We start from the raw sequence: 13411 nt of genomic DNA, 5'->3' as shown, positions 1-13411 counted from the left end.
GAAATATCTTTTCGCCCTCCTTTTATCAACCTTAAAACACATTTAACCCATAACTATTCAGCATGAAAAAACTGAAATACACTTGCCTTGCGGCGCTGCCCATATTGTTATTGCTATGCTTTGCCTGGAAATCACGGCCGAGCGACTACACGTACAAGTTTCAGGACCCCGCCTTATCCATTGAGCAACGGGTAAACGACCTGGTTTCGCGCTTAACCCTACCCGAAAAAGTTGGACAAATGCTTAACGCTGCACCAGCCGTTGAGCGACTAGGCATCCCAGCTTACAACTGGTGGAACGAAAGTTTGCATGGTGTTGCACGCACGCCCTACAAGGTTACCGTTTACCCGCAGGCCATTGCTATGGCCGCCACGTTTGATACCAACAGCATGCACCTGATGGCTGAGCAAACCGCTGACGAAGGCCGTGCGGTTTACAACGAGAGTGTAAAAGCAAACCACCGTGGCATTTATCTGGGGTTGACTTACTGGACACCCAATGTAAACATATTTAGAGACCCACGCTGGGGCCGCGGCCAGGAAACTTATGGCGAAGACCCCTACCTTACCGCCAATATGGGCGCCAATTTTGTTAGAGGCCTGCAAGGTACCGACCCGGTTTATTTAAAGGCAGCAGCCTGCGCTAAGCACTACGCCGTGCACAGCGGTCCGGAGCCATCGCGCCATGAATTTAATACCGACGTACCTGATTATGATTTATGGGATACTTATTTGCCGGCTTTTCGCAAATTGATAGTAGACAGCAAAGTGGCCGGTGTAATGTGTGCATATAATGCATTTAAAGGCCAACCCTGCTGCGGCAGCGACTTGCTGCTCAATAACATTTTACGTAACCAATGGCATTTTACCGGTTACTTAACTTCTGATTGTGGCGCGATTGATGATTTTTACCAAAAACATAAAACGCATGCCTCGGCCGAAGATGCCGCTGCCGATGCTGTACTGCACGGCACTGATCTGGAGTGCGGCAACATCACTTATCAATCACTGACCGACGCTGTAAAGCATGGTAAAATTAGCGAGCAGCAGATTGACGTATCGCTGAGAAGACTATTCACCATACGCTTCCGTTTAGGCATGTTTGATCCGCCGGCGAAAGATAAATATGCCAATATTGGTGCTGATATACTGGAAGCCCCAGCCCACAAGGCGCATGCCCTTAAAATGGCACACCAAAGCATTGTGCTGCTTAAAAACGAGCAACGGATTTTACCGCTTAGCAAAACACTTAAAAAGGTGGCGGTGATAGGCCCGAATGCAGACAACCCGGTGAGTGTATTAGGCAATTATAACGGTATGCCGTCTGAGATCAGTACGCCTTACAAAGCTATTAAAGCTAAGCTGGGTGCCGGTGCCAACGTTTACTATACGCAAGGTATCAATTACACCAGCGACAAATATACCCGCAATGTTGACCTGGGCGATTTAGGCCAGGCCGACGGCAAAAAAGGGTTTAAAGCCGAATACTGGCAAAACAATAACTTAAGCGGTGCACCAACAGTAACCCGGCAAGAAACCGGCATTAATTATATTTGGCGCGATGGCACTTTTGTTGTTGACAACATCAGCCAAAAAAACTTTTCTGCCCGCTGGACTACCGACTATACAGCCACCAATAACGACGAGATTACTTTCGAGTTAACAGGTAACAAGCCCTATAAACTCATCATCAATAACCAAGAACGCAGCCTGAATGGCGAACCCGACGGCTTTGGCCCTAAAACTTACACGCTAAATACTCAAAAAGGCAGCGTTTACCACATTGTGATTGAATACCGCCAGACCGAAGGCCGGGCCACTTTTAATTTTAAATCGGGTGTTGCAGTAAAGGCTGATTTGAATGCCATTGCAGAAAGCGTGAAAGATGCCGATGCCATTATTTATGTAGGCGGTATATCACCGCAGCTAGAAGGTGAAGAAATGCGCGTGAACCAGCAAGGGTTTAACGGCGGCGACCGTACCTCTATCATGTTGCCTAAAGTGCAGACTGATTTACTGAAAGCCCTGAAAGCAACCGGCAAACCGGTAGTATTTGTAATGATGACGGGCAGTGCCGTGGCTACACCCTGGGAAGCTGACAACCTGCCGGCTATTGTAAACGCCTGGTATGGCGGACAGGCTGCAGGTACCGCGTTAGCCGACGTTCTTTTTGGCGACTACAACCCAGCCGGCCGCTTACCGGTAACCTTTTACCGCAGCGACAGCGACCTGCCATCGTTTGAAGATTATTCTATGAAAAACCGCACCTACCGGTATTTTAATGGACAGCCCTTATATGGCTTTGGTTATGGCTTAAGCTACAGCACTTTTAAATACAGCGGCCTGCAAGCCCCTGCTACAGTGCAAAAAGGGAAAGCTATTACGCTAAATGTTAAAGTGCAAAATGCAGGTAAATTAGACGGCGAGGAAGTTACGCAGTTATATATCACTCACAACGGCCTAAAAATGCCTGTGCCACTCAAAGCTTTGAAAGGCTTTAAACGCACACCCATCAAAGCCGGAGCTATGCAGAATATTAGTTTTACCATTAAACCCGAAGACCTAATGCTGACCGCCCAAAACGGTGAGCAAAAGTATATGCCAGGTAAAATTACCATTAGCGTGGGTGGATGCCAGCCAGACAAAACATCGGCAGGCAATCAAAAAACCATCAGCAAAACCATTACCCTTTTGTAAGAGATAATTGAATTAATTACTCTGCAAATTTGGGTTGTAGATAATCAATTGGATACTGTAGGTATCCAACCATCTGAGCCGGCCAGTATATTTTTAACGGTATACTGGCCGGCTTCTTTTTTGTTTAATTGCCGCGACCATTTTACGCGGGCATCCGCGTTTGCACTTGGGCCGGTACTTTTGTACTCAGCAAAGCGAGCTGTCTTTTCATTATCTGGATTTGACCAGTTGTTCCATCCGCCCGCAATAATGTGTGGTCCTAAGTAGCAACGGATATAAGCGACGCTGGCATAAGGCTTCCAGGGCCGTCCAAGCGACACCCCGTGCAAGGCGGTATCTGCTGTAAGCCTGCAATTCAGAAAAACATAACCGTATGGCTTACTCTCGGACGTTGAAGCAGCCGTCACATGTGAGTTCTTTTTGCTGTGAATATGGCATCGGTTAAAAACAGCTATCGACGGCCCGAATATGAAATCAGTAGTGCCTTCAATGTAACAGTCTTGGTAGTACTGGCGGCTCCGTTCGCCCTCGGTATACAATACATCCTGAAACCCAATTAAACGGCAATGGTTAAACGTAAGCCGGTCGCCATGAGCTAAAACAGCCACAGCCTGCCCTGCGGTAAACCCGGCATCATTCTTAAAGGTGATATTTCGGGCGGTAAAATCGTGCGCATAAATAAAGAACGACGCCGACTCCGGTGTTCCCATCCTATTACCCGAAGGTAGGGTCATGCCGGCGTGGTTGTTAAAGGTAATTATGGTTTTGTCTTTATCTTCACCAATCAAACTCACAAAATTTTTGGTTGAATCAATCACAACGCGTTCCTGGTAAATGCCGTTTTTTACAAATATCTCTATGGGTTTAGTATTATGCGAGGGTATATGGTCAATCGCTTCCTGCACGGTTTTATAAGTGCCACTGCCATCCTGGTTAACCACTATACGGGTTTGTGCGGCAATCATCTGGCAAACCCCAGTTATAAATGAGAGCAGAAAAAAGAATTTTTTCATGGTGAAAATGAATTATGTCCCGGCACCAAAGGTAACCCTAATTTATAGTTGACGCTGCTTCACAAAACAAAACGGGACTTGACTTTAAACAGCATTTAATATACTTATTTATCCTGACAACCATTGCGGGCAGAGACTCTAAAGAAATACAATAGTACCTGCATGCACCTTATGCCTACAAAACATTACTCAAAGCCGCGCGAGCTGGGGCGACAATATTTTGTCACTACACTACGGTTGTCGACCTTAATAATAACATTGATAAAAATTTTAATAATACCATTTGGTAAGGCGGCTCTTTCCAATAACGCGTGCAATTTAGTTGTTACTTACCCTTCGAGCATTTGAAGGTTGATGGATTATGCGATGAAGAATATAGGCAAGCTGTGAATGCCTTTTCAATGTTGAGCTAAACCATCGAATTGACAACTTTTAAGAATAACGCACAAGCAAACATTTAATTTAACGGGACGTAGTTATAAATTGGGCTGTTCTATTAATTAAACAATACCTAAACGCTAATCTATGACTACCTGTTATATTATTGATGACGAAAGTCATGCTATCAATATTTTAAACAGTTATATAAATCAAACACCGGGCTTAGAACTGATAGGAAGTAATGATAACCCGGTAAATGCCCTACAAGAGATTTCGGCGTTGCAGCCAGACATCGTATTTACGGACATTGAAATGCCTCTATTATCGGGCACAGAAGTAAGTAAACACTTTGATAAAAAAATTAAAATAGTTTTTACCACAGCCCATCCCGGTTTTGCACTTGAAGCTTTTGAACTCGGCAGTTATGATTATTTGCTTAAACCAATCAAATACCAACGCTTTTTACAATGTATACAGCGCCTCAAACCACCTGACGCAGAACAAAAACAGAACGTCGATAATGCCGAATCGCCTAAGCATATTTATGTACAGTCGGGCACAAAAGGCCAAATGGCCAGAATTATGCTGGAGGATATCCTCTACATCGAAAGCTTAAATAATTACATCATAATCCATATGCCCGATAACAAGCATATTGTTTATCTTACGCTTAAAGAAATACTGCTTACTCTGCCTGAGTCAACTTTTAGCCGGATACACAAATCTATTATCATCAACGATAATAAAATACGATTTATTGAGGGCAACCAAGTCATTATTCAAGACAAATTGAAACTAACCATTGGTAACAGTTATCGGGAATATTTTTTTAACAAAATCGCTAAAAGCATTTTGAAAAGACGAATTATAAATTAAAAAAGGCAGCTTAAATATTTAAAATAAGCCGCCTTTTTTGCCTAAAACTAACTATGAACTAATGAGTAACAGTTACAGTGGTGCTGGTTGTTGGATCAACAGTCACTGTAGTAGTTGGAACTTCTGTTTCCCAGAAAAATTTTGGACCGCTATTTAACTTTTGGTTATTAAATTTAAAAAGCGTTTTTGTTTTAACCTTCAAGGATTGTGATAATTGCTGTTTCATAGATTTAACTTTTAGATAAATCTATTTTTACTTTACTACTACTTGAATTTTATTACGTGAAGGCGTTGTTTGGTGAGGTATACAACCTTTTGGAGAGGGTTTGACTAAATTTAATAATATGAATAAAAAACAAACTGTATTAATTCACAGCATCGTATGGCTGATGTTCATTGCATACGAGGTGTCTTTCGTTTGGGCGGTTAGCCCTTACGTTTCTACTTTTTTAGATTATTCTCTGCACTATACTGCCAACATTTTGTTATTTTATACTAATGCCTGGTGCTTAGCTTACAGCATTCGCACCACAAACAAAAGCTTCTACTATAGTTGCCTTATTGCTGTTGTAATTATCTGTTACTTTATGCTGCAATATCTTATCAATGAAATACTGATATATCAAGGCATGTCTAAACCTATTACTTCTGTAAAACATTTTTTGTTATTAGGAGGTTACCGGGCCTTTTATATGCTTTGCCTTAGTTTTGGCTACTGGTTTTTTACACACTCGGTAGAAACAAGTATTAAAATTACTAAGCTCAGAACCCGCCAGCTTGTTCAGAATAAAAAGAAAGCAGAACTCGAAAGAACGCTATTTAAAACCCGCAATGCTTATTTACAATCGCAGATAAATCCGCACTTACTTTTTAACACTTTAAATTTTTTGTACAACTCCGTTTACCACATTTCTGAAAAAAGTGCAGAGGGAATTATGCTGCTTTCTGACCTAATGCGCTATTCGCTCACCGAATTAGGTACTGACGGCAAAGTAGAATTAACTAAAGAAATTGAAAACATCGAAACAGTAATTGCCATCAACCAGCTCCGCTTTGATCAAAAATTGCAAGTTAACCTCATTACGAGTGGTGAATTAGATAATAAAAGGCTCATTCCGTTGATTTTACTGACCTTCGTCGAAAACATTTTTAAGCACGGCATTATTTTAAACACTCATTTTCCGGCCGAAATTAAAATTAACGTCCATGATGGCGCTTTGTCTTTTTCGGCAAGCAATCACGTTAATCCGGCGGGTACTAATAAGCAGGGATTCGAGATAGGTATTGTAAATACCCGTACCAGACTCAACGCTGCTTACCCTGAAAAACATAGGTTAAAGGTAACCCAAACAGACCATTTGTATACTGTTGATCTGTTTATACAGCTTGACTGATATATCTGCTCGACTTTTCATACTTCAACAGCAGGTAATATAATGTACATTCCTGCTCACGCGGTTGATCAGCAAAAATGCGATTAAGGTGCATGTGAATAATATCAGCAAGGTGCTTAAATTTAAGCTGTATTGCCTTGATCTGACCAAAGTACGTGGTTAAATTTTCACTGTTTTTTTCTGCTATTTCAACAAGTTTATATTGAGCGTAGAAGCTCCGACTATCCTGAAAATTCGTTACAACTCCTTTATACTTTCTGTAAGTTAAATCCAACTGATATTTTAAGCCAGGTACGTGGCTAAACTCATTGAAAAAGGAATCGACCACGCCAGTAAGATAATTCATTCTCTCCCTACTTGAAAAACCAGCTGCTTGGAGCAAACTACGCGTTGTTAAAAAGGCGAACGATAAGCAATCCTCCTGATTAAGCTGCTGCCAAATACTATTAAAGTAACGACACACCCAATCACTGCTGTTAAAAAAGATATTTTCGAAGGCGTCGATGTTGGGGTAGCGCTCTAACTCCCGGTGATAGGTATCAATTATAATGTTACTTAGCAAACCCTGTTGATGATAATCACCTGTCTCTTGGTTAAATATCGAGATAACGTTTTGATGCTTGCCCTGGCGCACTTTTAATCTTAACCTGATATGATGCTCCGGATCGTTATAGCGGGTAAAAAACCATTGTTTAATAAGGTCCGCTTTTAAAGCCAGCCTTACGGCTTGGCAAATTGCGGTACCTATTATTTCGTTAGTTCGGGCTTGGTGACTATATAATTTTAAATATAACCACTCGGTTCCGGGCGAAAACCGTCTGACCACTTGTTTTTTAAAAGCCGTCAGAATTAGTGGTTTAGGCTGATAAACTACCCTATTATGATACACAGTAGCGATGAACTGGCTGGCCACGCCCTCCTTGTTTTTGTTAAACAGCGTGGGGTTATCAATGCTTTTAGCAAGCACCTCTCTAATTACAATTTTCTTTAAAGGCTGAACGGTTTCCATGAAAAAATCAACATCAGCAGGGTTATCCAAATTAAAAACCAGTTGATGATCGTGTTGGGTAAGGGCGACGTATTTGCAAAACTGTAGTTGATGCCGCAGTTGAGAAAACGCCTCCAAGCGCTTCTGCTCATTTTTCTCGTTGATGATGGGAGTAAAAACCGAAATATCCGGATGCCATTGCGCACATTGGAGTATTGCCTGCTCAAATTCGACGCGGGGGTAAAAATCTAACCCTAGATATACATTTTCTATAGCAAAGTTAAAATTGGTTTGTACACCCACGTGCTGTAAATCGCACAGAAACCGGAAAGCCGCCAAATCATCCCGCTGATAGTTAAAAGCAGAACTTAAGCGTGGTATTACCCTTTTACCATGCTTAGCCGACCACATTATGACCTCATTATTTTGTACCGAAACCCACAAGTCTGACAATGGAATCTGATAATCCTCTTCTGTTACAGATGGCGTCAGCATTACTATTTCGTAAGGATAAATATGATTGCGCCGATCAATATTAGCTGTTTGCTTGTGGCAGACATGCACAATTTCTGCATAAATAACACCTGGATTACTGTTAGCCTCGTGCGAGGCGATATGTTGTGCAAGCGCGTCAATTTCATCGCTGACAGGTGTAAACCTACCAATTAGTGATGTGGCCGTTATGCCGGCTACCTGTTCTATAAATATTTTTTCGCCAGCCGGCCTGAACATCACTGATAGCGTAGATGGCAAATTATTACCTTCGGGCGGTGCCGCAATGTTTACATCTTCGGCGCAGAGGATGACTGGTTGATACTTACCACCAGCCATCCACTTCTTTAGGATCAAGCTTTGCAATTGCCCCCACTTTACAGTATCAGCACTTGTACTAACCATTCCCCATCCAATGCCATCAGCAAAGTTTAGTGATTCGCTCCCTGAAGTTAAATCACTGTAACCCACGCCCACTTCTGGATCAAGTGCCTGCAACAGCGGGATGGTTTGCCCCTCAAACTTTTTATTGAATTGTTGCAAAAACAAACTCATCCCTTTGGGCGCTTGAGGCTGGTTGAGTTGTGTGAGACAATGCAAACCATCTAATATTGCCTTTTGATGCACGGAACTAATCGCACCATTTTGGCTTATGCTTTCCAGATTAATGTATAGATCATTTTTTTGAAGACGCGATTTGTAGTGCCCTAAATAATTACTCAACGTTAGAGCATTATCTACGTGGTTTAAATTTTGGTAAAGGCCATTACCGTTGTCTATCCCGTTTAATAGCTTTAATGAACTTAACTTTTGCAAATAATCCTTCCCGGTTATATTGAGTGCATGTGCATCAACTAAAATCTGCTCCTCTAAAAGCGACTGCAAATATTCGGCAGCCTCAGTTGCTTTACAATTCGTTTTTTGAATAATAAATGCAGTTATGTCCTCTGCTACACGTTGTCGAGAACCAAACTTTAAAACTTTACTTAAAAGAGATGTAGCATCGGCAGATGCTATGTAAAAAGTAATCTTATCGGTGTCATCCTGCATGCTTTTGATATACCGGTATTGCTTCCCTACCTTGTACAGCGTTGCATTAGCCCTAACATATAACATGGGGCGCACTGTTTCCAATATTTCGGCAGCTACCTGTAAACTTTTTGCATAGCTCAATTTTACATGCGGTTTAAAATTTAATTCATCCACCTGTATTTCGTCAGCATAGCCAGTCCATTTTACCGTACTCACTGCTGCGCACAGCGCAAACGGTGTAGGCCGGTAACACATGCGGTTAAAATATTTTAAAACTGTATTTTTAAGTTTAGCATTAAGTTTGGTATAATCGAAACTGCACTTCTTCAACTCATCAAAAACTGTGGGACTACACAAATAAATAGCGTCCCTAAAAAAGCTATCCTGAAGTTTTGCCGCCAGATTATTTTTATCGAACTGCTGAAAACTGTATACCGGATGTCGTAATACTACGGTATCATGAAATTGATAATGGTTCGGCATGATTAAATTATACGGCTAATATTAAGCGTTATGCATTGCTTTTACAGTTACGTTGGCGCCACCTGCAATCACTATCATATTTAAAAGAAAAGCTTACTCTGCCAATAGTCAAGCTCAAACATTTTTAACTTTAACGTAGCTTTAAACTTTTCGGTTGCCGACAAAGGGGTAAGTTTGTTTCTCCAAAAATTAATCACCCACTTAAAATGCTCATGCGAGATTTTTACTTTACGGGTATTGATATTGCTTAAAATATCCAAGCCTTCGGTTATCCACAAAGTTTCTTTAGCAGCATTGCTGATGTTGGCATGGTACCATCTAAAATAATTTAATTTTTGACTGGTGAATGCCAGGTTGCAGTGTTGCAGCATACGCACGTACAGCACCCAATCGCCACAGGCCCGGTACGTTTTTAAATTTTTAATGCTGCTTAAAAGCTTGTTACGGTCAAATAAACAAGAACTGGCATTTTGTATGGTACAATGCTTTACCATCTCTTCTCCTACCTCAACCGTTCCAGAGCGTTTAAAAGAATGGTGATAAAGAGAAAGATCATCTTTTATGTTACCATCAGCATCCACCCAGTGTGAACCGCAGAAGGCTATACCAATATTATCATCACTTTGTGCAAGCTTTACCAGTTCTTCCAAAAAACCGGGCTCGGCATAGTCATCACTCTCTGCAATCCAAAGCCAGCGGGCAACTGCCGCTTGCGCTCCCCGCTCCCATTGTATAAAGGTGCTGCCGCTGTTCTGATTGTTGTATATAATCCTTTTAACTTTAGGATGGCCACGGTAAACCTCAATAATAGCTTTACTATCATCAGTAGAACAGTCGTCGAGTATAATAAGTTCAAAGTGCGGATAAGTTTGATTAAGTACGCTATCGATACGCTGCTTAAGGTATTTGCTATGATTATAATTTGGAATAATAACAGATACCTCAGGCATAAAATATTTTTTTTATGGTACGTAATGGCGACAACAGAAAATTACCCATCCGGTAATCGCGAGTATTTCTAAGCCGTAACGCTTCTTTTTGCCGGGCCTGCTCTATATCATTCAAGGCTCGTTGTCTCAACAGTTCTACATGGTCGGTAGCTTCCTTCTGCATTTTGCCAAAATAATCAGTGGCTTGCTGCTGCATAAAAGCCATTACCTGGTCGCGCACGTCATCAATTTGTTTTTGCACCACCCGCTGCCCGTCAAACAAAGTCAGTTTTAACTGCGGCAACTCGTTGTCTGATGCCAAGGCCACTAAAAACTGAGCTCCCACATCATTGTTGCCAATACCATCATAATTACCATTATACATAGTAACCGAGTCATTTTCTGTACAATCAAAGCGAGGTATGATTAAAGAACCGATAAAGTTTTTTTGACGACAGTAGCTTGTTTGTTTAAAGTATTGGGACAACAGCTCTTCAAATTCCTGCTGGTACAATTCTTTAATGTGATATGGATTTTTATAACCAGTAGCATCGCTGTAATACTTTTTATCCGGAGATGAGATCAGCAGTATGCCGCCTGGCTTAAGCACCCGTTTTATCTCGGCCATCATTTCATGATGCCGGTCGTGATGCTCAATCGTTTCAAAACTCACCACCAAATCAAAATAGCCGCTTTCGCAAGGTATTTGGTCAGCCGACCCCGTTTTAAAACTCAGGTTATCTCTCCGGTATTTATTTTGGGCATTGGCAATGGTTTCAGCATCAATATCCACCCCAACCACTTCAGCAGCTACGCCAGCTATCATGTTGGTACCATAGCCTTCGCCTGATGCAATGTCGAGTACGGTTTTACCGGCGGCCAATTCTGCTGCAATAACATAACGATGCAGGTGCTCTATGGTATTTTCGTTGAATACAAAGGTTTCAAGCCGTTCGCCGGTCCATGATTCAATGCCTGTCATAAATGGTAGTTATTTAGCCAGAGCAACTTCGCGTACCAGCGATTCTCTGGGTTGATCTTTGGTTTTGTATTTAGTTAGGTTTTCAATATGGTTTGCAGCTTTGCTGGCCAGTTTAATAGCATGCTGGTCAACCAGTTTGTTAAACAGCCAGGCCATTGCCAGGCAAACTGCTGCAGAAAGCGCCATTAAACACAAGGCTTTAGGATATGATTTTAGTGCAAACCGGAGATAAAGCCATGAACTCAAAGAACATAAAATCGGCCAGTGAAGCACATAAAGACCGAATGATAACTTTCCGAGCGAGGTGAATACTTTAAATTTCATGAGCTCTGAAACAATCTGTGCCCGGAGCGAAATAAGAATGAGCAAAAAGCTTAAGATGCAATTTACCCAATCCATCCGTTCGAGATTGCGATAAATTACCACACGACCGGCCACGTAGATGACAGTGAACAGGGTTAAGAGTATACCCTGATGCTTTGTTAAGTACTGATCAAGATTTTGAATAAACCTGGCAAGTATGCTGTTGTCTTTACGGTCTGAAAAGTCGATGTCGCTCAACAGATACCCAAATAAAAAGCTATTGAGCCAATAAATTTTCAATACCCAAACGCAGGCAAAAATCAGTGCGTAAAACCAGGTACGATTGTTAGATTTATCTATCACCCCAAAAAGTGCATAGCAAAATACCGAGCCGTAAAATTCGCGCTGTATGGTCCATAACGGGCCGTTGTAACTGCTAAAATAATCGTAATCGAAAAGTGTACTCCACACTGATGTTTTTAAGGCATGCAAAAACGACGGCGGTATGAGATAGAGATTTTGTTGTAACGTTTGTACCGGAATTTGCCGCACATAAATAAACCCGGCTTTAAATATGATGTAACTAAAAAAAATAGATACCGCACACGGGATCATTAACCTGATGTAACGCTTAACGCTGTTAGATAAAAGGGCGCTGTTTTGAGTGTTGTATTTGAAAAACTTGGCAAATAGCACATAGGCGCTCAGCGCCCAAAAAATGTGCAGAAACATATTGCCGACAATCATCAGGTTAACAAAGTTTACCAGAAACTTTACTAAACCTAAACGCATATGCGGAACCAGCCACCAGTGCAGGCGGGTATAAAATTCTGGCATAAACACAATCTGAAAATGGCAGACGAAAACAATTAAAGCACCAACGCCTCTTATACCTTCCAGGTGATAGATTTTTTTCATGATAGTGTGGATGACAATTAATTAAGCGGTTTAATAATGATGCCCTGGCAAGTTGGCACCGAAAGCACCTCAACGCCTTTTGAGCGTGCAAATTCATCGTGTGCAGCTTTTTGCTCGTTGGTGATGTTTCCATAGCCATAATCATCCAGCACGATGATGCCGCCCGGTGTAAGCTTATCCCAAAAATGGTTTAGGGTATCTATCTCTGGCTGTATACAATTCATATCAACCGACAGGTAAGCTACTTTTTCGGCCGTTACCAATGGTAACGTTTCGGGCACAGCACCTTTAATGATGTTTACATTAAACCCTTTAAAAGTTTCTTGCACACGTTCGTACAAACCGTCTTTATAGGTAGTATATTTTTGATTAAGCGGTTGCTCCATTTCTTCGGGAGTACTAAACCTTTCGTCGAGCCCGGTAAAGGTGTCTAACAGGTAATAGGTTTTGCTGGTGCTGTTAAAATCAATATAATGGATGATGGCCCGTGAAAAAATCCCTGTGTTTACGCCGCAATCAACAAAGTCGCCCTCAAGCTTAGCTGCGTAAGTAGCAGCCCAGCAAAGCACATGAATACGCCAATAGATATCGTAATTTTTTAAAACCGTCTCGTGCACGTCGGTTGCACGCCCTAAGCGATAAGCCTCCATAAAACGCGGATCTTTCATAAAATCGCAATTATGATAGGTATACAGCAAGTCGTATGAATAAGTGATATCCTTTTTAGGTAGCACAAAAAAGTTATCCAGGTCAATAGTCACCAGGTTAGCAGGCTGAACCTCTACAGGTGCCGGCTCCTCAATGATCGGTGGCTCTTCGGCTACCGGCTCAATCATCGGCACAGGCATTATTTTGTGGATGCCGTATCCAAATAAACGCAGAAACTTATGTACTGCCTTTTTCGTCAATTTGATTACCATTAGC

General features: G+C 41.7%; 10 protein-coding genes. 3 read left to right on the top strand and 7 right to left on the bottom strand.

Annotation, left to right across the window (positions count from 1 at the left end; translation table 11 throughout):
* The first annotated feature begins 62 nt into the window (after positions 1–62).
* Positions 63–2696: a glycoside hydrolase family 3 C-terminal domain-containing protein gene (locus tag AAGR14_RS08470; RefSeq protein WP_342648154.1), complete on the top strand. Its 2634-nt coding sequence runs from the start codon at positions 63–65 to the stop codon at positions 2694–2696.
* 44 nt (positions 2697–2740) lie between these two features.
* Here AAGR14_RS08470 and AAGR14_RS08465 read toward each other — a convergent pair whose 3' ends face one another.
* Positions 2741–3709 (bottom strand): pectinesterase family protein, encoded by a 969-nt coding sequence (locus AAGR14_RS08465; RefSeq protein WP_342648153.1) that lies wholly within the window; start codon positions 3707–3709, stop codon positions 2741–2743.
* A 525-nt stretch (positions 3710–4234) separates the two neighbouring features.
* Here AAGR14_RS08465 and AAGR14_RS08460 point away from each other — a divergent pair.
* Complete coding sequence (locus AAGR14_RS08460; RefSeq protein WP_342648152.1) at positions 4235–4966, top strand: LytTR family DNA-binding domain-containing protein; 732 nt, start codon at positions 4235–4237, stop codon at positions 4964–4966.
* 58 nt (positions 4967–5024) lie between these two features.
* On the opposite strand, the gene AAGR14_RS08455 is transcribed toward AAGR14_RS08460, so the two are convergent.
* Positions 5025–5192 (bottom strand): hypothetical protein, encoded by a 168-nt coding sequence (locus tag AAGR14_RS08455; protein ID WP_342648151.1) that lies wholly within the window; start codon positions 5190–5192, stop codon positions 5025–5027.
* A gap of 118 nt (positions 5193–5310) precedes the next feature.
* Here AAGR14_RS08455 and AAGR14_RS08450 point away from each other — a divergent pair, with 118 nt between their 5' ends.
* Positions 5311–6360, top strand: a complete 1050-nt coding sequence (locus tag AAGR14_RS08450; protein ID WP_342648150.1) for a histidine kinase — start codon at positions 5311–5313, stop codon at positions 6358–6360.
* Here the strand turns inward: AAGR14_RS08450 and AAGR14_RS08445 are convergent.
* The 5 genes from AAGR14_RS08445 to AAGR14_RS08425 form a co-directional block, all read right to left on the bottom strand.
* The gene (locus AAGR14_RS08445; RefSeq protein ID WP_342648149.1) at positions 6344–9355 is read right to left on the bottom strand and encodes a lantibiotic dehydratase; all 3012 of its coding nucleotides are present in this window, start codon (positions 9353–9355) and stop codon (positions 6344–6346) included. The two genes, AAGR14_RS08450 and AAGR14_RS08445, sit on opposite strands and share 17 nt — an antisense overlap.
* Positions 9356–9435: 80 nt before the next feature.
* Positions 9436–10305: a glycosyltransferase family 2 protein gene (locus AAGR14_RS08440; protein ID WP_342648148.1), complete on the bottom strand. Its 870-nt coding sequence runs from the start codon at positions 10303–10305 to the stop codon at positions 9436–9438.
* Entirely contained in the window at positions 10298–11266 is a 969-nt protein-coding gene (locus AAGR14_RS08435) for a class I SAM-dependent methyltransferase (RefSeq protein ID WP_342648147.1), read from the bottom strand. The genes AAGR14_RS08440 and AAGR14_RS08435 overlap by 8 nt, the downstream gene beginning before the upstream one ends.
* A 9-nt stretch (positions 11267–11275) precedes the next feature.
* Positions 11276–12487, bottom strand: coding sequence for an acyltransferase family protein (locus AAGR14_RS08430; protein ID WP_342648146.1), 1212 nt, complete (start codon positions 12485–12487; stop codon positions 11276–11278).
* Between the two features lie 17 nt (positions 12488–12504).
* Positions 12505–13407 carry a TylF/MycF/NovP-related O-methyltransferase gene (locus tag AAGR14_RS08425; protein ID WP_342648145.1) on the bottom strand — a complete coding sequence of 301 codons (903 nt, stop codon included), beginning with the start codon at positions 13405–13407 and terminating at the stop codon, positions 12505–12507.
* Between the last annotated feature and the right edge of the window lie 4 nt (positions 13408–13411).

The sequence above is a fragment of the Mucilaginibacter sp. CSA2-8R genome (genome assembly GCF_038806765.1).
Lineage (GTDB): Bacteria > Bacteroidota > Bacteroidia > Sphingobacteriales > Sphingobacteriaceae > Mucilaginibacter.
This window is presented reverse-complemented; position numbering and strand designations above follow the sequence as displayed.

Bases quoted from the DNA above. Each gene is read 5' to 3' on its own strand.
- AAGR14_RS08470 (WP_342648154.1), top strand. From the start codon at position 63: ATGAAAAAACTGAAATACACTTGCCTTGCGGCGCTGCCCATATTGTTA.
- AAGR14_RS08445 (WP_342648149.1), bottom strand. From the start codon at position 9,355: ATGCCGAACCATTATCAATTTCATGATACCGTAGTATTACGACATCCG.
- AAGR14_RS08455 (WP_342648151.1), bottom strand. From the start codon at position 5,192: ATGAAACAGCAATTATCACAATCCTTGAAGGTTAAAACAAAAACGCTT.
- AAGR14_RS08440 (WP_342648148.1), bottom strand. From the start codon at position 10,305: ATGCCTGAGGTATCTGTTATTATTCCAAATTATAATCATAGCAAATAC.
- AAGR14_RS08465 (WP_342648153.1), bottom strand. From the start codon at position 3,709: ATGAAAAAATTCTTTTTTCTGCTCTCATTTATAACTGGGGTTTGCCAG.
- AAGR14_RS08430 (WP_342648146.1), bottom strand. From the start codon at position 12,487: ATGAAAAAAATCTATCACCTGGAAGGTATAAGAGGCGTTGGTGCTTTA.
- AAGR14_RS08460 (WP_342648152.1), top strand. From the start codon at position 4,235: ATGACTACCTGTTATATTATTGATGACGAAAGTCATGCTATCAATATT.
- AAGR14_RS08425 (WP_342648145.1), bottom strand. From the start codon at position 13,407: ATGGTAATCAAATTGACGAAAAAGGCAGTACATAAGTTTCTGCGTTTA.
- AAGR14_RS08435 (WP_342648147.1), bottom strand. From the start codon at position 11,266: ATGACAGGCATTGAATCATGGACCGGCGAACGGCTTGAAACCTTTGTA.
- AAGR14_RS08450 (WP_342648150.1), top strand. From the start codon at position 5,311: ATGAATAAAAAACAAACTGTATTAATTCACAGCATCGTATGGCTGATG.